General features: G+C 67.2%; 13 protein-coding genes and 1 tRNA gene. 6 read left to right on the top strand and 8 right to left on the bottom strand.

The genetic code is table 11. The features are described 5' to 3' along the window. From VFU06_10630 to VFU06_10610, 5 genes are all read right to left on the bottom strand, one after another. Positions 1–1,374 (bottom strand): glucoamylase family protein (locus tag VFU06_10630; protein ID HEU5209859.1); only part of this gene is annotated, 1,374 nt, incomplete at its 3' end. Positions 1,375–1,623: 249 nt separating this feature from the next. Continuing rightward, positions 1,624–3,465, bottom strand: coding sequence for a RagB/SusD family nutrient uptake outer membrane protein (locus VFU06_10625; GenBank protein ID HEU5209858.1), 1,842 nt, complete (start codon positions 3,463–3,465; stop codon positions 1,624–1,626). Between the two features lie 26 nt (positions 3,466–3,491). Beyond that, on the bottom strand, positions 3,492–6,581 hold the full coding sequence (locus tag VFU06_10620) for a TonB-dependent receptor (GenBank protein HEU5209857.1): 3,090 nt from the start codon (positions 6,579–6,581) through the stop codon (positions 3,492–3,494). Positions 6,582–6,698: 117 nt separating this feature from the next. Next, on the bottom strand, positions 6,699–9,071 hold the full coding sequence (locus VFU06_10615) for a glycoside hydrolase family 3 N-terminal domain-containing protein (protein HEU5209856.1): 2,373 nt from the start codon (positions 9,069–9,071) through the stop codon (positions 6,699–6,701). Further along, entirely contained in the window at positions 9,055–10,086 is a 1,032-nt protein-coding gene (locus VFU06_10610; protein HEU5209855.1) for a LacI family DNA-binding transcriptional regulator, read from the bottom strand. Before VFU06_10610 ends, VFU06_10615 begins: the two co-directional genes overlap by 17 nt. A gap of 293 nt (positions 10,087–10,379) precedes the next feature. On the opposite strand from VFU06_10610, the gene VFU06_10605 reads away from it, so the two are divergent. Beyond that, positions 10,380–11,441: a Gfo/Idh/MocA family oxidoreductase gene (locus VFU06_10605; protein ID HEU5209854.1), complete on the top strand. Its 1,062-nt coding sequence runs from the start codon at positions 10,380–10,382 to the stop codon at positions 11,439–11,441. Further along, the gene (locus tag VFU06_10600; GenBank protein HEU5209853.1) at positions 11,441–11,995 is read left to right on the top strand and encodes a hypothetical protein; all 555 of its coding nucleotides are present in this window, start codon (positions 11,441–11,443) and stop codon (positions 11,993–11,995) included. Before VFU06_10605 ends, VFU06_10600 begins: the two co-directional genes overlap by 1 nt. Before the next feature lie 66 nt (positions 11,996–12,061). Here VFU06_10600 and VFU06_10595 read toward each other — a convergent pair whose 3' ends face one another. The 3 genes from VFU06_10595 to VFU06_10585 all read right to left on the bottom strand — a co-directional run bounded on the left by VFU06_10595 (position 12,062) and on the right by VFU06_10585 (position 13,915). After that, the gene (locus VFU06_10595; protein ID HEU5209852.1) at positions 12,062–12,592 is read right to left on the bottom strand and encodes a GAF domain-containing protein; all 531 of its coding nucleotides are present in this window, start codon (positions 12,590–12,592) and stop codon (positions 12,062–12,064) included. Between the two features lie 605 nt (positions 12,593–13,197). Beyond that, positions 13,198–13,269: transfer RNA gene (locus tag VFU06_10590), tRNA-Lys, on the bottom strand. Between the two features lie 184 nt (positions 13,270–13,453). Continuing rightward, a complete protein-coding gene (locus VFU06_10585) occupies positions 13,454–13,915 on the bottom strand; it encodes a hypothetical protein (GenBank protein HEU5209851.1) in 462 nt (153 codons plus the stop codon). Between the two features lie 376 nt (positions 13,916–14,291). On the opposite strand from VFU06_10585, the gene VFU06_10580 reads away from it, so the two are divergent. The 4 genes from VFU06_10580 to VFU06_10565 are packed head-to-tail and all read left to right on the top strand — an operon-like array spanning position 14,292 to position 22,469. Next, positions 14,292–17,438, top strand: coding sequence for a SusC/RagA family TonB-linked outer membrane protein (locus VFU06_10580; protein ID HEU5209850.1), 3,147 nt, complete (start codon positions 14,292–14,294; stop codon positions 17,436–17,438). A gap of 10 nt (positions 17,439–17,448) precedes the next feature. Continuing rightward, the gene (locus tag VFU06_10575) at positions 17,449–18,819 is read left to right on the top strand and encodes a hypothetical protein (protein ID HEU5209849.1); all 1,371 of its coding nucleotides are present in this window, start codon (positions 17,449–17,451) and stop codon (positions 18,817–18,819) included. A 4-nt stretch (positions 18,820–18,823) separates the two neighbouring features. Beyond that, complete coding sequence (locus tag VFU06_10570) at positions 18,824–19,306, top strand: hypothetical protein (GenBank protein ID HEU5209848.1); 483 nt, start codon at positions 18,824–18,826, stop codon at positions 19,304–19,306. A 34-nt stretch (positions 19,307–19,340) separates the two neighbouring features. Beyond that, on the top strand, positions 19,341–22,469 hold the full coding sequence (locus VFU06_10565; protein HEU5209847.1) for a hypothetical protein: 3,129 nt from the start codon (positions 19,341–19,343) through the stop codon (positions 22,467–22,469). Positions 22,470–22,485 lie beyond the last annotated feature (16 nt).

Below are 22,485 nucleotides of genomic sequence, written 5' to 3'. Positions count from 1 at the left end.
GATGTATTCGTTGTCGCGCATGGCGTCCCAGACGAAGCCCGTGCGATGGTTCTCGATCATCAGCAGGATCGGGCCCTGGTCGATCCCGAGGTAGTCCTCGTTGAACCAGCCGATGCCGGGTATGACGCGGCCGCGCGGCGTGCTGGCGACGCCGCCCAGCGAAAGGTTGAACGAGTCACGGAAGCCGTACTCGCCATACAGCCAGGTCCCGAGGGTACGATGCATCTGACGAAGGGCCGGGATCGCGATCTCGGGCGCGAAGGGGACCGACCCGCCGGCGGCAGTCGGTGCGATCGTGCCGTCGTCGCGGATGTCGCCCGCGGCGGCCCCGCGTGCCCAGTACCCGTGGAACTCGACCGTGCGACCGTTGATGCTCGCACTGAAGTTGCCGGGGCCGTCGCTCGCCGTGAGTCCCCAGATGTTCTCGCCGTAACCCTGCCGGCCGTTCGGGTTGGCGATCGCGTACGCGCGCTGCGCGAGGGTGGCGCGGCGGGAGTTCTCGAAGTAGTCGATGCCACGCCCGCGCATGTAGCCGTCCTGAATGCCACGGAAATCGATCCAGACGTGCGAGTACTGGTGGCCGAACAGCGGCGCGAAGTTCACGTGCTCGCGCCCCTGGAACGTCAGCCAGCGATAGGTGCTGGTGAACGCGCTCCAGGCCTGCTCCGGGATCGGGTGCGTCGGCGACCCGAGCGCGAGAGCGTACAGCAGCATTGCCTCGTCGTAGCCTTCGTAGTCCCATTCACCAAAGCCGCGCTCCGGCCGCCAGGCCATGGCGATGAGCGGTGGCCGCACGAGGAACCCGTCCCACTCGACGCGACGGTACAGCGAATCCGCGAGGGTGCGGATCTCGGTTTCCGCCGCGTCCGCACCGTCGAAGTACTCCTGCGCGAACAGCACGCCCATCATGAGCAGGGCGGTATCGATCGTGGACAGCTCGTTGGTCTGGAAGCGCAGGCCGCTGTCCATCTCGAGGAAATGATAGAAGAAGCCCCGGTAGCCGCTGATGCCCGTGACACCGTTTCCCTGTGGTGCGTCCCACAGGAAGCGCAGCGTGTTGAGCGTGCGCTCGGCGGCCTGTGCGCGACTGATCCAGCCGCGCTCCGCGCCTACGGGGTACGCAGTCAGGCCGAAACCGATGGCCGCGATGCTCGCGAACGACTCCGTGGGCCAGCGGTCCGGCACCATTCCGTTGGCCGGGTTCGTCGTTTCCCAGAAGAAATCGAACGTGCGACGCTGCAGATCGTCGAGGAACTCCTCGTCGGTCATGGACGCGGTGTCGGGCGGCGTTGCCGGCTCACTGGGGGAGCCGTTCGCGGCACAGGCGACGCCGGCCGAGGCGACGAGCCCCAGCAATGCGATCCTGCGCACCACTGCCATCGCCGCGACCGGCCGGCGGAGTGAATACCTGCCATGCGCTCGCACCAGACGTCGGGTCGAGCCGTGTCTTCCGTTGCCGGACGCGATTCGTCTCATGATACCGGGAGTCGACGCGAATCTCCCGCGCACCGGATCTTCCGGTGCGCGGGAGCCGATTCGTCCTGCGGAGATCGACATGCCACCCTGTCCTGGTCGACGCGTTGCGGACAGCACTGTCGGCTCACCGCCGGTTTCCAGGGCCGGCTAGTAGCCGGGATTCTGCTGCAGACCCGTGAGGGTGATCTCCTGCAGCGGAATCGGGTACAGCTCGTGGACGCCCGTCTGGAATACCTTGCCGGCCTCGGCCATCACTTCCGCCGCGCGTCCCTGCCGGACGATATCGAACCAGCGGTGCTGCTCCATCGCCAGCTCGACGCGACGCTCGTGCCAGATCGCGTCCAGCAGTGCCTGCCCCGACGCGGTCACCTCCGGCAGCAATGCCTGCGCCGTCACGTTCACTGTCAGAGCCTGCGTGCTGACGTTGTTGTTCGCGTCCATCGTCACGCGCAGCACCTCGACCTGGACGGGCGAGCCGGGCGCCTGAGCGTCGACCGCAGCGAAGTAGTCGTCGATCGTCTGCACGTCGATGCCGGCGACCGACTGGATGATGTCCATGTTGAGCACGCGGACGGGCGGGATCTCCCGCTGACCGCATGCGCCATCCGCACACTCGAACGTGAACTCCTGCAGCCCGGCGGCGTCCGCCGACGACCCCTCCGGCACGTACCGGACGAACACGCGCGAATCGTCGGCTCCCAGGCCGATGACACTCCCGGCAATCGACTCGGCAAGCGGCTCGGGCTGGATACCGAGCGTGACCTCCCGGTCGCCGCGGGCCCGGGCGCGCACCTCGTTCAGCAGCGTCCTCGCCTCGGCCTCACGTCCCGTGCGGTAGGCTGCCTCCGCCGCGTTCAGCAGGACGTGCGCGTAGCGGATCCGGCGGATGTTGACGCCACCGTTGCCCGCCCCGCCCGGCGTCTCGGGCGAGATGAACACCTTCTGGTTGTACTGGTTGTTCAGCATCTGCGGGTTGTAATAGACCACCCGGCCCGATCCGTCCGGCAGCAGCTCCCAGGCGTACATGATCGTCGCCTGCTGGCGCGGATCACCCGGCTCGTACGCAGCCTCCAGGTTGTCCGACGGCGTGTTGAAGCCCCAGCCCAGGTTCGGTGTCCCGCGCACGCCCTGCACTTCCTGGTACTGTGAGCCGCCGCCCCGCTGCTCGAGGGCGACGCTCTGCACCTCGAACACCGTCTCCACGGAGTTCTCGCCGGCGCGCGTGAACAGCGTGCGGTAGTCGGGGAACAGGTCGTAGCCGGTCACCTGCTGCGCATGCGTCCACGCGTCCTCGAACTCGTCCTGGAACAGGTGGACTTCGGCGAGGAGAGCGTGGGCAGCGCCGCGGGTCGCGCGACCTACGTCGTCACCGCCGTAGCTCTCCGGCAGCGCCGCGATCGCATCCGTCAGGTCCTGCTCGATGAGCGCCCAGATGTCGGCCTCGGACGCGCGCACCTGGGTGCGGTACTCGCTCGGCGACAGCGGAGCGGTGATGAGCGGTACGCCGCCGTACGCACGCACGAGGAAGAAGTAGAAGTAGGCGCGCAGGAACTTGTTCTCGCCGATCAGCCGCTGCTTGAGCTGCGCGTCACCCGTGACCTGCGGGATCCCGTTGATGGCGATGTTCGCACGGTAGATCCCCTGGTAGTAGCCGGTCCATGTATCGAGGAACGCGCCGTTGCCCGACGTCCAGCTGAGATTCTCGAAATCCGACAGGAACGCCGCATCGTTGGGCGTGCTCCCCTTGGTCGCATCATCAGACGCCATGTCCGTCATACCGAGCCACGCGAAAACATGCACCGGCCATTCGCGGAGCATGTGATACGTCGCGTTGGTCGCCGCGATCGCCTGCGATTCGGTCTGGAAGAAGTTGCCGGTAGTCAGCTCTGCCTTGGGTTCGGTCGCGAGGAAGTCGTCGCATGCGCTGGTGCCCAGCACAGCGAGCCCAACCATCGTCGCGACTGCCCAGCTCTTCGTTCTCTTGCTCATGGTTCGAACTCCCTGGATTCAGTCGCTCAGAACGTGACGTCGAGACCGATGGTCAGCGTGCGGGCCGGGGGATAAACGCCCCCGAAGAAGTCGATCCCGCTCGAGATGACGTTGTCCGCCGGTAGCTCGGGCGTGTAGCCGCTGTAATCGGTGATCATGAACAGGTTCGTGCCGTTCACGTAGAGCCGCGCACCATCGATCGGGAGGGCACGGATCACCCTCGATGGCAGCCGCACCCCGAGCTGGGCATTCTGCAGCTTGAAGTACGAGCCATCCTCGATGAAGCGGTCGGACGCCACGTAGTTGTGACCGGCGTTGGTCACACGCGGCTCCGTGTTGCTCGTTCCCTCGCCGTGCCAGCGGTCGAGATAGGAACGCTCGAAGTTCTCGATGCCGAAGCGCACCGCCTTCTTGCCGTTGAACACCTCGTTGCCCGTCACCCCGGAGAACTGGGCAGAGAAGTCGAACGCGCCGTAGTTGAAGCGCGCGAACATGCCGTACGTGAGATCAGGGATCGGCGAGCCCAGGAACGTCATGTCCTCATTGTTGATCTGGCCGTCGCCATTCGTATCGACGAAGCGCAGATCACCAATGGATTCAGTACCGCGCAGTGGGCCGGCCGCGAGCTCCGCCTCGTTCTGGAAGACGCCGTCGGTGCGGAACCCGAAGAACGAGCCGATCGGCTCCCCGACGACCGTTTTCGTGGTGAAGCCGGTTTCGTTGCCGAGGCCGCCACCGAAGATCTCCGAGCGGCCCTCGGCCAGCGCGAGCACCTCGTTGTTGACGGTCGCCCCGTTCACACCGATCTCGTAGCCCCAGTTGTCGCGCTGCAGGGCCCAGGTAAGGCTCGCCTCGAAGCCGGAGTTCTTCACCTCGGCGGCGTTGACGAATGGTTGTCCCTGCGCGCCGATGTAGCGCGGGATCGGCACGTCGATCAGAATGTCGTCGGTGGTGCGCGTATAGTAGTCGAGCGTGGCGCCCAGACGGCCCTGGAAGAGGGCCATGTCCGCGCCGATGTTGAACTGCGTGGTCCGCTCCCACTTCACCTCCGGGTTCGCGAGGCGGACCGGCGTTGCGCCGAAGTTCAGATCCTCGTCGTCTCCGAACACCGCGTTCAGGTTGCCGGTCACGGTCGCGACCGCCGGGTAGGGCCCGATCTTGTCGTTACCGATCTGTCCCCAGCTCGCGCGCAACTTGAGCGCCGAAACCCAGTCGACGTCCTGCATGAACGCTTCCTGGTCCATGTTCCAGCCAACTGCAAAGGATGGGAAGTACCCGTAGCGGTTGTCTTCGCCGAACCGCGAAGAGCCGTCTATGCGCAGCGACCCGGTGAACAGGTACCGGTCAAGCAGCGTGTAGTTCGTGCGGAAGAGGTAGGACAGCATGCGCCAGTCTTCCGCGGCGTTGAAGTTGGTCTGTCCGGCTGCGTCACCTGCGTTGAGGAACCAGAGGCTCGGATCCTCACCGGCCAGGTTGATCCGGGAGCCGCCGATGTTCTCCGAGAAGAAGGATTGCGCCGTGATCCCTGCAAGCGCGTTCACCCGGTGGTTCTGACTGGCCCAGTTGTAGTTGAGCGTGTTCTCCCAGAGCCAGCTGTTCCGGTTGTCGAAGCGGACGTTCAGGTCCGAGTCCACGTTCTGCTGCACGGCGGACACAAAATAGACGGGCACGAAGGAACGGAAGTCGCCGTCCTCGTAGTCCAGGCCGAAGCTGGAGCGGAGATTGAAGTTGTTGAGGAAGCTGACATCGGCGAAGACGTTGCCGACGAGCCGCCGCTGCTCGCGGTCGTTGTTCGTGAACTCGATCACCGCCGCGGGGTTTCCCGCCGAGGACCGGATGCTCATGTCCGCGAATGAGCCGTCTTCGTTGCGGGCCGGAATGGTGGGATCCGCACGGTAGATCGCGCTCAGCACCCCGGGCGGATCCTGCGTGTCGGTATAGGAGAAGCTGATGTTGTGACCGATCGCGAATGCGTCAGTCAGCTGGTAGTCGTTGTTCAAGCGCAGAGTAAGGCGATCGAAGTCCGAGCGGTCGATGATGCCTTCCTGACGGATCAGGTTCGCGCTGAAGTAGTAGGTAATGCGCTCCGTTCCGCCGCTCGCGTTCACCTGGTAGTTCTGGATCGGGGCGCTGCCGAAGACCTGGTCCTGCCAGTCGACTCCCTGGCCGAGCGAGCCGGGGTTTGGGAACGGCTCCGCCTGCCCGGAGTTCTGCGCCAGCTCGTTGGCGAGCACGGCATACTCCTGCGCGTTGACCAGGTCGATCGTGCGCAGGGGCTCCTGCATGCCAGCCCATGCCGTGATCCCGAACTGCGTCGGCCGCTCGATGGTGCCGGACTTCGTGGTCACGATCACCACACCGTTTGCTCCACGCGAGCCGTAAATCGCCGTCGCGGATGCGTCCTTCAGCACATCGATCGACTGGATATCGCTGGGGCTGAGGAAGTTGATGTCGTCGAGCAGCATGCCGTCGACCACGTAGAGAGGCGACGCATTGTTGAGCGTACCGACGCCGCGGATCCGCACGATCGCACCGACGCCCGGCTCTCCGGATTGCGGCGTCACCTGCACGCCCGCTACCCGTCCCTGCAGCGCCTGCACCGCCGAAGGTGTGGCGACGTCGTCGATGTCCTCGCCCGACACACTCGCCACCGCGCCCGTCACATCACGGCGCTGCTGCGTGCCGTAACCGATCGCGACGATCTCCTGCAGCGCGATCGCCTCGGTCGCGAGCGACACGTTGATCGTGTTGCGTCCTTCGATCGGCACGCGCTGCTCAGCAAAGCCGATGCTGCTGAACACGAGTGTGCCGTTGCTGTCCGGCACGCGCAGGAGGTAGCGGCCGTTGGACCCGGTGACCATGCCGATGTCGGTGCCGTCCACCATCACGGCGACACCCGGCAGCGGCCGGCCATCCTCCGCGGACGTGACCAGTCCGGACACGGCAAAGTCCTGGGCTGCGGCCAGAGACGGTGCGAGAGCGAACAGCAGTGCCGCGGCCGCTGTTCGGATACTGCTCCATCGACCTCCGTAGCCGCACGCGCGCTCCTTCGCGCGCAGTCCCGCGCAGCGCGTTGCCCCGCGCCGCTCCTGCATTCGGGTCGTCTCTCCACTCATGGCCTTCACCTCGATGTTGACGGAACCAGCGTTGCAGTGGATCGGATCTGCGAGTACGTGATGACGGTGCGTACGGCGCGGCTGTGCCCACCCACGTACCGGTCAGAAAGGAAGCAGCTACGGCCCCAGCTCGAATACGGGACCGGTCACCTGGAAGCGCGCCTGCTGCACATCCTGCGAGCTGCCGCCGAGCATCACGGTGAACCAGCCGGGCTCGACCACCCGCTGCATGGCCGCGTTCCAGAACGCGAGGTCGCGCGGGTGAAGCGTAAAGGAAACGGAGCGTGTCTCGCCCGGCTGCAGCCGGATGCGACGGAAGCCGCGCAATCGGCGCACTGCCGGTGTGACGGAAGCGACCTCGTCGCGCACGTAGAGCTGCACGACCTCGTCGCCCGCACGCTCGCCAGTGTTCGTCACCTCCACGCTCACCACCAGCGAGTCGGCGGCCGCGACGGACGTCGCGGACAGGCGCGGCGCGCTGTACGCGAACGTCGTATAGCTGAGACCGTGGCCGAACGGATACTGTGGCGTCCAGTGCACGTCGATGTACTTCGACGTGTAACGGTCTTCCGCAGGAGGACGCCCGGTGCTCTTGTGGTTGTAGTAGATGGGGACTTGCCCGGTGGTGCGCGGGAAGGTGACGGGCAGCCGACCTGCCGGGTTGTAGTCACCGAACAGCACGTCCGCGACGGCCGGTCCCATCTGCACGCCGAGATACCACGTCTCCAGGATGGCTGGCGCGTTCTCCGCCAGCCACGGGATCGCGAGCGGCCTGCCGTTGGTCAGCACGGTGACCACCGGTGTGCCGGTCGCGTACACCGCCTCGACCAGCTCCTGCTGCACACCGGGCAATCCGATGTCGGCGCGATTGCGAGCCTCGGCGCTCATGTCGCGGTGCTCACCCACCACCAGCACGACGACGTCCGCCGCGCGCGCGATGCGGATCGCCTCCTCGAAGCCGCTACGGTCGACGCTGTCGACCGGTGCACCCGGTGCGTACAGCAGCTCGGTGTCGGGTGACACGGCGGCGCGGATGCCGTCCAGGATCGGCACCGCGTCCTGCGGCCTGCCCAGTGCGGCCCAGGAGCCGAGTGCCGAGCCGGAGTCCGCGGCCAGCGACCCGATCACGGCGATCGTGGGCACGTCCCTGCGCAACGGCAGCAGCGGCGTGCCGTTCACCGGATCGTTCTGGAGCAGCACGATCGACTTGCGGGCGAGCTCGCGCGCGTGCTGCAGGAACTCCGGGCGCATCGTGAGCGAATCGGTCCGCGCCGGATCCGCATACCGATAGGGATCCTCGAACAGACCGAGATCGTACTTCGCGCGCAGCACGCGGCGCACGGCGTCGTCGATGACGCCCTCCTCGACGTGTCCCTCGGCTACAAGCGACGGACCATGACGCAGGTAGATGCGGCTGATCATGTCGACATCCACACCCGCACGGAGCCCGAGCGCGCCCGCCGCAGCGCTGTCCGCCGCCACGCGGTGATTCAGCAGCTCCATGATGCCGGTGTAGTCGCTGACGAGAATGCCGTCCCAGCCCCACTCCTCGCGCAGCAGTCCGTCGATCAGGCCGTCGTGCGCATGCATCGGCACGCCAGCGACTTCGTTGAACGCCGCCATGACGGACCCGACGCCGGCGTCGACAGCGGCGTGGAACGGAGGCAGGTAGATCTCGCGGAGCGTGCGCTCCGGGACGTCTGCAGCGTCGTAGTCGCGCCCGCCTTCCGCGGCACCGTAGGCGACGAAGTGCTTCGCCGTGGCAAGGATGGTGTTGTCGGCGGCCAGGTCCGAGCCCTGGAAGCCGCGCACGCGCGCTGCGGCCATGGCACTGCCGAGGTAGGGGTCCTCACCCGCACCTTCCACGATCCGTCCCCACCTCGGGTCGCGCGCGATGTCGACCATCGGCGCGTAGGTCCACGTGACACCGTGCGCAGACGCCTCGATCGCGGCGATGCGCGAGGCGCGCTCGACCGCCTCCGGATCGAAGCTCGCCGCCTCCGCCAGCGGGACCGGGAAGATCGTGCGGAATCCGTGAATGACGTCGTGCGCGAACAGGAGCGGTATGCCGAGTCGCGTCTCCTCGACTGCAATCCGCTGCAGGCTGCGCGTGTTCGCCGCGCCATGCACGCCCAGGAACGAGCCGACGTGTCCTCCCCGCACGTCCGCCTCGCTGCCGGCACGCTGCGCCGGACCGGTGTCCGCACCGGGACCACCCGGCTGGTTCAGCTGCCCGAGCTTCTCCTCCAGCGTCATCAGCGCAAGGATCGAGTCGACGAACTGCTCGCGTCGGGGAGCCTCCAGTCGATGGCGTGCACGGAGGTCGGGACGATGATCGGGAACAACAGCAGCAGCAGCAGCAGCAGCAGCGGAGGATGGCGCGGGATCCGACGAGGGCGACGGAAGGGCAGAGCCGGGTGACGCACAGCCCGCCGCAAGCAGAAGCAGGAACGGACGAAGTCGCATGCTGCGCTCAGACACGAACTGCATCTTTCCTCGACCGCGGCGCACCACTCGAGGCGCGCACGACCAGCTCCGTCGGGAGCACCACGTCCCACGCACTGTCGTCCGCTGCGTGCGCGAGCAGGTCGAGCAGTCGCGCCGTCGCACGACTGCCCAGCTCCTGAATAGGAACGCGCACCGAGGTGAGGGACGGACGGAGGTAGCGCGCCATCGGGATGTCGTCGAAGCCGGCCAGCGAGATGTCCGTGGGGATCGACAACCCTGCCTCGACGAACGCGTGCAGCGCGCCGATCGCCATGGCGTCGTTTGCGGCGAACACCGCGGTCGGTCGCTCCTCCAGGCGCAGCAATAGCTGCGCGGCCTCGTGGCCGCCGGCTTCCGTGAACTCCCCCGTCACCTCCAGTTCCGGATCCGCGGACAGGCCCGCCGCAGCGAGCGCCGCACGGTACCCGCGACGCCGCGCATCCGCGTCGAGGTTCGCCGGCGGGCCGCCGATCAGTGCGATCCGCCGGTGACCCGAACGGATCAGGTGCGCCACCAGGGCGCGCGCACCACCCTCGTTGTCGATGTTGATCCGGTTCAGCGGACCGCCGTCCACTGTGCGCTGGTTCAGCAGCACCGTCGGCAGCGGCCTGGCCAGCAGCGCCGCAAGCTCGTCCACGTCGCGATCGGGGGCCATCACGATCAGCCCGTCCACGCGCCCGCGCATCGCTTGCAGCGCTGCTTCTACCTCCGGCCGCTGGTTGTGTGAGGTGGAAACGAGGATGTGGTAGCCCGCTTCGCGCGCCACCCGGTCGATGCCGCGAATCAGCTCCGAGAAGAACTCGCCGTAGAGATCCGGCAGCAGCACGCCCAGCGTCTTGGTCTGCCGCGTGATCAGGCTGCGCGCCGCGCTGCTGGGCGAGTAGCGCAGCCGCGTCGCCGCCGCCAGCACCCGCTCGCGCGTCGCCTGCCTCACCGGTCCGCTCTCGTTGAGCACGCGCGAGACCGTGGCTATCGACACGTTCGCCTCCCGCGCCACGTCCCGGATCGTCGCCCGCATCTCGACCTTCTGGCTGAAGTCCTGCGCTGCGCCTGCCGTGAACGCCCTGCTCCGCCGTGCCCTGCGGCCCTGCCATGCGGCTCTGCGAGGCGGCCGCGGCATGCCATCAGGCCGAGGTCCCTGTCAGGCCACCCGCCACCCGGGCGGGCATACCCTGGCAAGCTGAACCTGCCACGCCGCCCCGCCCTGCCGCCCGTGCGGACATGCTTCGCCTGCCGGCTCCCGGTGTGGACAGCTGCTGGCGGGCGCGGGCCGTACTGGCGATGGAAACGTTTACAATGTTAGGTCAGGGAATGCAAGCATTTCGTTACAACCGCACCCCCGGCGACGAGGCCATACGCGTCGGCCTGATCGGCTACGGGTTGGCGGGCCGGCATTTTCATGCGCCGCTGATCGCGGCCGTGCCGGGTCTGCGGCTCGTTGCGGTCGTGACGAGGGATGCGACGCGTGCCGCCCAGGCTGGGGCCGAACATCCGGGCGTCCGCGTGGTGGAGACGGTGGAGTCGCTCTGGTCGTCGGGGGACCTCGAGCTGGTTGTAGTCGCAGCGCCGAACCGAACACACGCGCCGCTTGCGACGGCGGCGCTGGACGCAGGACTGCACGTCGTGGTAGACAAGCCCCTGGCGGCGGATTCCGCGACGGCACGGGCGCTGGTGGAGCGGGCGGCGAGCCGTGACCGCATCCTGACTGTGTTTCAGAACCGGCGCTGGGACGGTGACTTCCTCACGGTTCGCGGGCTGCTCGATGAGGGGCGGCTCGGCCGGGTGTTGCGGTTCGAGTCGCGCTTCGAGAGGTGGCGGCCGGAGCCCAAGCCCGGCTGGCGACAGTCTGCGGCACCAGGTGATGCGGGCGGTCTCCTGTACGACCTGGGCGCGCACCTGATCGACCAGGCGCTGATGCTGTTCGGCCCGGTCAGCGGCGTTTACGCCGAGCTCGTCGGCCGCAGCGAGGATGCTGCAGTGGACGCGGACACGTTCGTCGCGTTACGACACGCGTCGGGTGTGCGTTCTCACCTGTGGATGAGCGAGCTGGCCGCGCAGGCCGGCCCGCGCTTCCGCGTGCTCGGAATGCAGGCCGCGTTCACGAAGTGGGGGGTGGACGTGCAGGAGGCGCGGCTGCGTGCGGGGGAACGACCGCACCCCGGCTGGAGTGCCGAGTCGGAGAATGCATGGGGACGGCTGGGCGCGGATACCGACAACGTTCCGGTTGCTACGGAGCATGGTCGGTGGATTACCTTCTATGAAGAGCTGGTCGCAGCCGTGCGCGCCGGTGCGCCCGTGCCTGTTGACCCGCAGGATGCCGTGTCCGTCCTCGAGGTGATCGAAGCGGCGCGCGCCATGAACGAGGAGGCCTGATGAGAACGTGGTCCGTCGCAGTACTGATGCTGGTCGTGGCGGGATGCGGAGCGCGTGAGCCGGGCCTTGCACCCCGCTCGCCGGTGGAGGACGTCGTCACCATCTCGAGCGCCGACGGCACGGTGGCGGGAGAGATGCGCCTGACACGCGAGGACTACGTCGCCCGCAACAGCGTGGACGCGACGCCGGCAGAGGTCCTCGAGGTGCTGCCGGCCGCATTCGCGAGCGTCGGGTTGCCGGTCCCGGAGATCGATGCGCAGAACCGACTGGCCGTGGTCCAGCCGCACGTCGTTTCACGCCGGCTCGGCGGAGTGCGGATGTCTTCCTACTTCGATTGCGGGCGCGGGCCGGCCGGACTCTACGCCGACTCGTACCGGATCCACCTGTCGATCGCCACGCAGGTCGAGCCGCTGGGTGAGGGCGGCAGCACGCTGCTCACACGAGTCGAAGCGATCGGGCAGAACACCGGCGGCACATCCGGCAACGCGCGCTGCTCGAGCCTGGGACAGCTGGAGTCCCGCATCGTGGCAGCCGTGCGGGAAGCGGTGGGCTGAGCGAGACCTGAACGCTACGCAGCTCCATCGTGGCAGCCGGGCGGGAAGCGGTGGGCTGAGCGAGACCTAACCGGAACGCAGCTCCTCCACGAGCGCTTCCGCACTCGCGCCGCGGCGCGCCTGCTCGAGCATCACGGCGGCGCGCGCCGCGGCCGTCTCGATCAGCCGGATCTCCTCGGCGTCGGGCAGCCGCGGCGCATCGTAGTACAGCGCGAACGTCCCCAGCACCTCGCCGGTACTGGATCTGATCGGCTGCGACCAGCAGGCGCGCAGCCCGTTTGCCAGCGCGATGTCGCGAAAGTCGGCCCAGAGCGGATCCCGCGCGATGTCGCCCACGATCACGCGCTCTCCGCGGAACGCCGCAGTGCCGCACGAGCCCGCTCCTTCCCCGACCTTCTGGCCGTGGATTGCCCGACGGTACTCCAGTGGCAGACGCGGGCCCGCACAATCCAGCAGCCGCCCGTCGGCTGATACCAGCAGCACGGAGGCGCGAAACTCTCGCGAGTGCCGCTCCGTCAGCTGAACCAGTGCGTCCAGCGCATACCGTACGTTCGCAACCAGCCCTGCTCCATCGATCCTGCCCTCATCGCTGGTCATCGCTGCCCCGTCGGCTGCGCTGCCCGTGTCCTGATTGTCCGTTGATCGCTCTTCATCGCCTCTCCCGGCTGCGCTGCCCGCATCTCCGCCGCCCGCGCGGCGCACGTGAGCCGCCGACAGGTTGCAGGCAACGGGCCAGACGGAAAAGGTGGTGGGGGAGTGGGGGTGCATGCGTGCCAACGAAATCGTGCACGGCGGAGAGGCCTTCACAGGCAACGTTGGACTCGCTGGCCTTCGCCGGGACGCGAACAGCATCGGCGTCGATAATCAAAGGCAACGTTGCACGCATTCGCCCGGGGCCGGACGCAAGCAAGATTGGCTTGGATAATCGAAGGCAACGTTGCACGCATTCGCCCGGAGCCGGACGCAAGCAACATTGGCTTGGATAATCGAAGGCAACGTTGCTCTCATTCGACCGAAGCCGGACGCAAGCAACATTGGCTGGACGATTCCCAGCAGGCTTGCCGGCGCGGCCCAGCGGAGTGCGCCAAAGCACGCTTCGCCCAGGCTGCTGCGTGCACCCAACGGGCGTGCTCGTGCTCCGCGGCGGACGGCCTGCCTGCCCCACGCGGGCGGGACCTGTCGGACTGTCGAATTTTTCTCAGTGGGCCGGGTGGGGATCGAACCCACGACCCTGGGCTTAAAAGGCCCCTGCTCTACCACTGAGCTACCGGCCCGCGAAAAGCTAGCCGGGAACAGAGGTTGGATCAACGACACCAGCACGCCCGCCCACGTCATCGTCCCTGCTCACAACCAGATCGACGTCACGGCACGAGCGCATTTTGCGCATCCCGGCAACGCGCGCACGCGCCTGTCGCCGGAGACGGAGACGGAGACGGAGACGGAGACGAGGCGCCGGTGCTACGCTTCCCGCTGCGGCTCCACGCCCTCGGGCGGATGTTCTTCCAGGCTCGGCCGACCCCGCAGCGCCATGTTGTAGCCCATGAGTGCCCCCACGACTGACGCGACGATGTGCGCGACCAGGAGCCCGGCGGTCAGCTCGGGGGTGAGACCTTCCCAGCGGAACGTCGGAAAGAACAGGGACGCGAGCAGGTTGAGCAGGAACCAGACAAGAATGGACGTGAGACCGAGCGCGATGCCATGGAGGATGGGCGCCTGCATGGCGCGGAAGCCGGCGAAGTAGCCGCCTGCCCAGAAGCCGGCGATCAGGGCAACGCTCACCCAGAGCTCTTCGCCGTGTCCCTCGCCCAGGAGCCCGCTCGCGATGAAGACGAATACGAGCAGGGACGTCGCACCGATTGCCACCAGCCATCCTCCGAGCGCAGGCAGCGTTCGCACGTTCTGCAGGTGTTCGGTATGCACGACGTCCTCCTTCAGTCCGCTTCGGGTGTTGGCTTGTGCGGCCGGGTTGCGCGGGCGGCCACGCTGCATAGCATCGGCCAGATCCATGCCGGCGGCTGCAGCTTGACACGGAAACCTGTCGACTCGTACACTGCTCGTCGATTCCTGCCACAACGACGAAAGAAACGGCCCCGCGCCGTTTACTGCCTGCACCGCCGGGACGCGCAATAGCCGGCGGTGTTCTGCGCCGGGATACACCCGGCCTACCATAGCCGTACTCCGCGGCCCGACGCCGGACCGCCTCAAGCGCAGCATTGACGGATTTACGAAGGGCGCTGTCCGCGTGGCAGCGCCGTGCAGGGCACACTCTGTCCAACCGGTGCACCCGGAGGTGAGAATGCACGCCCGATTCAACCGCATCACGTTCGTGCTGCTGTTCCTGCTCGTGCCACTCGGGGCCGCGGCGCAGGAGAATGCCCGGATCGCGGGCACGGTCTCGTCGGAGCACGGCCGGCCCCTGGTCGGTGCGCAGGTCTTCATTCCGGGGACCGGGATCGGCACGCTCACGAACGAGAGCGGCAGCTTTCTCCTCCTGAACGTTGCTCCCGGTACGCACACGCTGCGCGTCCAGCTGATCGGCTGGAGCACATCGGAGCGGTCGGTCACGCTCGGGGCGGGTGAATCGGTCACGATCAACCTGCAGCTGAGCGAATCGGCGATTGCGCTGGACGAGGTCGTGGTCACGGGTGCGGGTCAGGCGGTCGAGAAGAAGCGACTCGGCAACACGGTTGCGACGATCAACATGGACCGGCTGGAGGATGCGCCGACGGCCAGCATGGCGGAAGTGCTGCAGGGGCGCGAGCCCGGTGTGGTCGTGCAGCAGACCGGTGGCATGGCGGGCGAGGGTGCGAACATCCTGATTCGCGGCGGCGCGTCACTCTCGCAGGCGAACCAGCCGATCATCTACGTCGACGGCGTGCGGATCAACTCCGAGGGCGGTCAGGGGGGTGTCGGCGCAGCATCACGTCTGAACGACATCAACCCGGAGGCGATCGCGCGCATCGAGGTGCTGAAGGGCGCCGCGGCTGCGACGCTGTACGGCACGGAAGCGTCGAACGGCGTCATCCAGATCTTCACCAAGAATGGCCATGCGGGCGCGCCGCGCTGGGAGCTGCAGACGGAGTGGGGCTTCTCCTCGCAGCCGGACTCGCGCTACCTGCCGCTTGCCGGCTTTGCCCGCTCGGACACGGCGGCTGCGCGCCTGAGTGAATTCTGGGGACAGAACATCCAGCCGTACGAGGTGTTCACGACACCGCTTACGCCCTTCGTCTTCGAGACGGGCAACTTCCAGAGTCACGCGCTGTCCGTGAGCGGTGGATCCGATGCGATCAGCTACTTCGTATCCGGTCGCTATGCGAAGGAGGACGGCCCGTTCGGAGGAACCGACCAGGTGCCGGCACCGTTCGAGGCGGAGCGTGACCTGGACGAGAAGAAGCAGGCGAATGCGACGCTCTCGATCTACCCCATCGAGAACCTGCGCATGCGCCTGACGACGAATTACACGGACGGCTTCCACTCCATTCCGTCGAACGGCAACGACACGAACGGCGCGTTCTCGCTGGCGATTATGTCGAAGCCGGAGCTCGCACGGGGGCCCGCCGGCGACTATCCCGCGGGCAACCCGACGGGCGCCTTCGCATTCTCCACCATCCCCGAGACGATGGCGATCCTGCGTCGTGAGAACGTGCGCCGGTTCGGCGGCGGTCTGACGACGACGTTCACGCCGATCGCGGACTTCGCGATCGAAGGGACGTTCGGCATCGACGTGACGAGCACGCTCTACGAGAACTTCCGCCCCTATGGCTGGAACGTCAGCGGCGTATCGAGCACGGACGTGCAGGGACAGCGCTTCGTGCGCGACATCCAGAAGCGGGACCTGACGTTCGACGGCAAGGCGAGCTGGAACCACGAGCTGAACGACACCTGGTCATCCGCGTTCGTCGCGGGCGCGCAGCTGCTGATCAGCGACCGGCACACGTCGGACAACAGCGGCGACAAGTTCCCTGCTCCGGGCCTCGAGGTCACGGGCGCGGGCGCGAACCAGAGCGTTGACGAGTTCGTTCTGAAGACAGTGAACGCGGGCGTCTACGCCCAGGAGCAGGTCGGTTTCCGCGACTGGCTGTTCGCCACGGTCGGCGCCCGTTTCGACCGGCACTCCGCATTCGGCGAAAGTGCGGGCGGCGCGCTCTACCCGAAAGCGTCGGTTTCCTTCGTCCCGAGCGACATGGACGGGTTCTCGCTGCCGCTCGTCAGCACGCTGCGGCTGCGAGCCGCGCTCGGCAAATCGGGGCTGCAGCCGGGTGCGTTCGACAAGTTCACCACGTTCGGCCCGCTCTCCTCGTCGGAGGGGCCGGGCGTCTCACCGGACAACCTGGGCAATGACGACCTGAAGCCGGAGGTCTCCACCGAGCTGGAAGTCGGCGGCGAGGTCGGGTTCTTCGACAACCGGCTGGGGCTGAACATGACGTACTGGAACCGCGTGACCAGCGACGTGCTGGTGAACCGGCAGTTCGCGCCGACGGGCGGCTTCCTGAGCACGCAGCTCGACAACATCGGCGAGATCAAGGCGAACGGCTTCGAGATCGGGCTGAACGCCGCGGCGCTGACACGCGACAACGTCGCGATCAACCTGTTCGCCAACGCGGCGTACCTGTCGCGCGAGGTCACGGACATGGGCGGCGCGCCGGACCTCAAGGTCGGCTACTTCCGCTACCTGACATGGATCAAGGAAGGCTACGCGCCGGGTGCGTTCTTCGGCGCGATCCGCGCGAACGATGCGTATCCGATCAGCGTCAGCGGTGACCACAACGCCGAGTCGGAAGCGGATCTCCTCGCGTTCTTCAGCCAGCCCCGCACGCCGGACGCGTTCCGTGTCGCAGTGATCGACGAGGACGGCGATGGAGACCTGGTCGACCACTACCTCGGCAAGCCGTTGCCCGACTGGACGGGTTCCTTCGGCGCCGACATCTCGTTCCTGCGCAACTTCCGGCTGAACACGATGTTCGAATTCAAGGCCGGTGACTTCTCCGTGCACAACCTGTCGCACGAGTTCCGCTCCAATCACTCGCTGCTCGGTCGCAACACGCCGGAGGTCGCAGCACTGGAGGCGGTGATGGTGAACCCCGCCAGCACGGCCGAGCAGCGCCTCGAGGCCGCGCGCGAGTATGTCATGAAGCACGGCGGCGGTCTGGCCCCGTATGCGGGCATGAACGCCGTCGAAAAGGGCGACTACGTCCGCTGGCGCGAGCTGAGCCTGACGTGGGACGTGCCGACCGGCTTTGTCGAGGGGCTCGGCATCGACCACATGTCGCTGACCGGCTCCGTGCGCAACCTGGCGCTCTGGACCGGCTACACGGGTATCGATCCCGAGAATAACGTGATCGCGCCCAACCAGAACGGCGTCGACCAGTACATCTACGGCACCGATGGATGGCGGCCGGGCATTCCGCGCCGCTTCACGCTCTCCGCCCGCGTCGGCTTCTGAGGAGGCGAACATGAACGCATACGCGAAGCTCTGCACGATCGGGCGCCGCGCCCGCGTCCTCGCCCTCGCGGCCGCCGTGATCGGCGCCGCGGCGTGCGACGACATGCTGGACGTCGACAACCCGAACAACGTGGGCGAGAGCGACCTGCAGGATCCCGGCTCGGTCGCCGCACTGGTGAATGGTGCGCTCGCGACGACGGCCGAGGCCTACACCACGATCACGCGCGCACACGTCACGCTCACCGACGAGTACGACTGGGCCGGCTCGTGGGACGCGGCCGGCGAGCTCGAGCGTGGCGCCCTCAACAACACGGCGAACGACTTCACCAAGGAGGGCTTCAACGACGTCGCGCGCGCCCGCTGGATGTCCGCGGAGGCGTACCGGCTGACGACGCAGTTCGAGGGCGAGGGCAAGCTGCCGAACCGGATGCTGCTCGCGCGCTCGGCACTGTACCTCGGCATCAACTACCTGCTCATCGCGGACAGCTACGAGGATTTCGCGCTGTCCAGCAAGCGGGAGGCCGCGCCGCCGATCGGGCCGGCGAACATGCACACGCTCTACGATCAGGCGATCGCGCTGTTCGCCGAGGCCGAAGGCATCGCGAACGCGGCTGCTGCCACGGACGTGCGCCTGGCTGCGATCGCGCTCACCGCCCGTGCGCACTACGCCAGGGCGCTCTGGCAGATGCTGAGCGGCGGGACCACGCCGGCGCAGCCGCTGATCAGTGTGGCCGCGGCCGACGCGGCGGCGAACCAGGCGCTGGCGCTGGCGCCGGCCGACTGGCGCTTCACCTTCAGCTTCAGTCCGACAACCACCGACAACATCGCGGCCGCCTGGATCAATGACCGCAACGAGATGATCGTCGGAGCCGCCTATGCGCAGGCGGACGCTTCGGGCAAGAAGATCTGCTCTCCGTTCAATCCGGCGTGCCCGGAGGAGGGCATCCTCTACGAAGACCCGATCGACGCGGTCCCCGACCCTGCACTGCGGCGCTTCGTCTACGAGTTCATCGAGGGCATTCAGTACTCGCCCCAGACCGTGATCGGCGCGCGTGAGCTGCGCCTGATCCTGGCAGAGTCCGCGCTGCAGCAGGGACTCACGGACGATTTCGTCACCCAGATCAACGCGGTGCGTGCCCTCGAGGAGCTGACACCCTATGATCCGAACGTGCACGCGATCGCGCCCCGTGATATGCTGATCCACACACGTTTCGCGAACCTGTTCCTGCAGCCGATGCGCCGGCTTGCCGACCTGTACCGATTCGACATCGATTCACCGACGTGGGTCGAGGCGTCGGAGGCGGCCACGGCGCCCGGGACGGTGTTCCCGATCAGCGACGAGGAGCGCCTCGCGAACTGCTACTTCAACGGAACGTGCTGATCGCATGAACGCAGGTCGCTCGACGCGTGCCGTGGCAGCCGTGCTGCTTTCCCTGCAGCTCACCGGCTGCTACGGCTACGCGGCCACGCGGGAGGCACCCGCGCCCGGTGAGTCGCTGCGGGCGCGGCTCACGCCTGCCGGCACGGCCTGGCTGGTCGAGAACGCAGGGCGCAGCCGCGAGACTGTCGATGGCACATTCGTTCGTGCGCAGGACAGCGCTCTCGTCTTCGCGACGTGGCGCACCGATCTTCCCGGCGCAACACAGTTCCGGACGTCCATCGACACCTTGCACATACCGCAGCAGCATATCGCAGCACTGGAACAGCGCCGGCTGTCCGTCGGCAGGACGGCCCTCGCCGTGGCGGGAGCCGCCGGCATCCTCGTGCTCGCCCTGAGCGAGCTCGCCGGGATCGGCGGCAGCGGCGAGGGCGGGCGCGGCGGCGGCGTGTTCTTCACGGCTCCGCTGCAACTGCCGTTCACCCGCTGATCATCACGTGAAAACCACCGAGGGAGGATATCGAATGAGCAGCATCGCGCGTGCAGGAGCGCGCAGGCTCGCGGTCCTGTGTGTTCCGCTGCTGGCCGCACCGGCCAGCGTCATGGCCCAGGACGCGGACCCGTTCGCAGCGCTCGAGTGGCGCAACATCGGACCGGATCGTGGCGGCCGCTCGATCGCCGTCGCCGGCAGCGACGCCCGCCCGCTCGAGTACTACTTCGGTGCCACGGGCGGCGGTCTCTGGAAAACGAGCGACGGCGGCACGACCTGGGATCCCGTGACGGACGGGCAGATCAACTCCGCGTCCGTCGGCTCCATTGCCGTGTGTCCCACGAATCCCGACATCGTTTACATCGGCACCGGTGAGACCCAGCTGCGCGGCAACATCCAGGCGGGCGACGGGCTCTACAAGACGACCGACGCTGGCAAGACCTGGCAGCACATCGGACTGCGCGAGACCCGCAACTTCTCGCGTGTGCGCGTGCACCCGACGAACTGCGACATCGTGTTCGCCGGCGGCTTCGGCGAGTACGGCGTCGAGAACGAGGAGCGCGGCGTGTACCGCTCGCGGGATGGCGGGAACACGTGGGAGAAGGTGCTCTACCGCGACGAAAAGACCGGCGTGGTGGACATCTCGATCGATCCGAGCAACCCGGACGTCATCTACGCGGCCCTGTGGGATGCGTATCGCAAGCCGTGGGCAATGTCGAGTGGCGGCCCGGGCAGCGGCCTCTTCAAGAGCACCGACGGCGGCTCCACCTGGACGGAGCTGACACGCAATCCGGGACTGCCGCCGCGCGACCAGGTCATCGGCAAGATCGGCGTCTCGGTTTCGCCCGTGAACCCGAACCGCGTGTACGCGATCATCGAGGCCGACAGCGGCGGCGTCTTCCGCTCCGATGACGGCGGCGCGACGTGGGAGCTGATGAACACGGAGCGCAAGCTGCGCCAGCGCGCCTTCTACTACACGCGCATCTACGCGGACACCAGGGACGCGGACCGCGTCTACGTCGTGAATACCGGCTTCTACCGCTCCGACGATGCAGGCAAGACGTTCGAGACGCAGATCCGCGTGCCGCACGGCGACAACCACGACCTGTGGATCGCCAGCAACGACAACCAGCGGATGATCAACGCCAATGACGGGGGCGCCAACGTCAGCGTCAATGGCGGCAAGACCTGGACGGACCAGGACTTCCCAACCGCGCAGCTCTACCGCATCGGCGTGACCGCCCACGAGCCGTATCATGTCTGCGGCGGGCAGCAGGACAACAGCACCGTATGCGTGCCGTCGCAGGGGTGGGACCACCTCGCGGCTACCGAGGACTTCTTCTACGCGCCCGGCGGCTGCGAGAGCGGCTACGTCAGCAACGACCCCGAGGTCGTGAACATCTTCTACGCCGGCTGCTACGGCGGTGCGCTCGACCGCTTCGACTACGCGACCGGACAGGAGCGGCCGGTGAACGTGTGGCCGGAAAACCCGATGGGCTGGTCCGCGAAGGACCTGAAGGAACGTGTACAGTGGACGTTCCCCATCGTCTTCTCGCGCAGCGGGCCGAAGACGCTGTACACGACGTCGCAGCACGTCTGGAAGAGCACCAACGAGGGGCAGAGCTGGGAGCGCATCAGCCCCGATCTCACGCGTGCCGAGCCGAGCACGATGGAAGCATCCGGCGGTCCGATCACCAGGGACCAGACCGGTGTTGAGACGTACCCCACGGTGTTCGCGCTCGCAACGTCGCCGCACGATCCGAACGTGCTCTGGGCCGGTACCGACGACGGCATCGTGCAGGTCACGCGCGATGGTGGGGCGAACTGGGTGGACGTCACGCCACCGGACATGCCCGAGTTCACCAAGGTGTTCACCGTCGAGATCTCGCCCCACGTGCCGTCCCGTGCATACGTCGCCGGCCACCGCATGCTGCTCGGCGATTACAAGCCGTACGTCTACAGGACCGAGGATTACGGGCAGACGTGGACGGACATCACGAACGGCATTCCGGAGGGCGACTTCGCGCTGACGATCCGCGAGGACGTCGTACAGCCGGGGCTGCTCTATCTCGGGACCGAGAAGCGCGTATGGGTTTCGTTCAACAACGGCAGGAGCTGGCGTTCGCTGCAGCAGGACATGCCGATCGTGCAGGTGGCCGACATCGCGTCGACGCGCGAGGACATCGCGATCGCGACGCACGGCCGCTCCTTCTACATCATGTACGACGTCGCACCTCTGCGCGCCCTCGCGCGCACCAACGGAGAGGTTGCGCCGGTCGCGCTCTTCCCGCCGAATCCGGCCGAGCGCGCGGTCGAACGCGGCGCGTCGATCTACTACTACCTGTCGCAGCCCGCTGACACCGTCACGCTCGAGTTCCTCGATGAGCAGGGCAACGTGATCCGCACATTCACCGGTACGGCGGGTGACACGGCGAGCGAGGGACAGGAGCGCGGCGGCAGGTTCGGCGGCGGCGATCCGACACCCGCAACGAAGGCGGGACTCAACCGCTTCCTCTGGGACATGCGCTACCCCGGCTTCACCGACTTCGACGGCATGATCATGTGGGCCGCAGGCAACCGCGGTCCCGCTGCGGTGCCCGGCACCTACCAGGTGCGGCTGACCGCCAATGGCCAGACGCAGACCCAGCCGCTCGAGATCCGCATGGATCCGCGCCTGGCAGGTGAAGTCACCGTTGCCGACCTGCGTGAGCGGCACGAGCTCGCCATGCAGGTGCTGCAGCGCGTCAGCGAGGCCAACGAAGCGGTCATCCTGAGCCGCGACGTCAAGGCCCAGGTCGACGACCGGCTCGCGAAGACCGACGTCCAGCAGATCGAGCAGGTGGGGCAGCGCGTCAAGACGAAGATGTCGGACGTGGAAGGGCGGATCTACCAGGTGCGCAACCAGAGCAACCAGGACCCGCTCAACTACCCGATCATGCTCAACAACAAGCTCGCCTCACTGCTCGGCCTCATCGAGCGCGGCGAGTACAGGCCGACCGACCAGATGTATGACGTCTTCGAGAGCCTGTCGGGCAGACTCGACGAGGAGCTGAATGCGCTCAACCTCATCATCGCGACCGACCTGGCCGAGCTGAACCGGCTGCTCGAGCAGAACGGGCTGGAGCAGGTGCGAGCGGAGCAGAAGGGGAAGGTCACGACGTAGCGGGGGGGAGGCGGGC

The sequence above is a fragment of the Longimicrobiales bacterium genome (genome assembly GCA_035764935.1).
GTDB lineage: Bacteria > Gemmatimonadota > Gemmatimonadetes > Longimicrobiales > RSA9 > DASTYK01.
This window is presented reverse-complemented; position numbering and strand designations above follow the sequence as displayed.

Coding starts and splice junctions, on each gene's coding strand:
- VFU06_10595 (HEU5209852.1), bottom strand. CDS start 12,592: ATGACCAGCGATGAGGGCAGGATCGATGGAGCAGGGCTGGTTGCGAAC.
- VFU06_10605 (HEU5209854.1), top strand. CDS start 10,380: ATGCAAGCATTTCGTTACAACCGCACCCCCGGCGACGAGGCCATACGC.
- VFU06_10615 (HEU5209856.1), bottom strand. CDS start 9,071: ATGCAGTTCGTGTCTGAGCGCAGCATGCGACTTCGTCCGTTCCTGCTT.
- VFU06_10620 (HEU5209857.1), bottom strand. CDS start 6,581: ATGAGTGGAGAGACGACCCGAATGCAGGAGCGGCGCGGGGCAACGCGC.
- VFU06_10575 (HEU5209849.1), top strand. CDS start 17,449: ATGAACGCATACGCGAAGCTCTGCACGATCGGGCGCCGCGCCCGCGTC.
- VFU06_10610 (HEU5209855.1), bottom strand. CDS start 10,086: ATGCGGGCGACGATCCGGGACGTGGCGCGGGAGGCGAACGTGTCGATA.
- VFU06_10570 (HEU5209848.1), top strand. CDS start 18,824: ATGAACGCAGGTCGCTCGACGCGTGCCGTGGCAGCCGTGCTGCTTTCC.
- VFU06_10625 (HEU5209858.1), bottom strand. CDS start 3,465: ATGAGCAAGAGAACGAAGAGCTGGGCAGTCGCGACGATGGTTGGGCTC.
- VFU06_10565 (HEU5209847.1), top strand. CDS start 19,341: ATGAGCAGCATCGCGCGTGCAGGAGCGCGCAGGCTCGCGGTCCTGTGT.
- VFU06_10600 (HEU5209853.1), top strand. CDS start 11,441: ATGAGAACGTGGTCCGTCGCAGTACTGATGCTGGTCGTGGCGGGATGC.
- VFU06_10580 (HEU5209850.1), top strand. CDS start 14,292: ATGCACGCCCGATTCAACCGCATCACGTTCGTGCTGCTGTTCCTGCTC.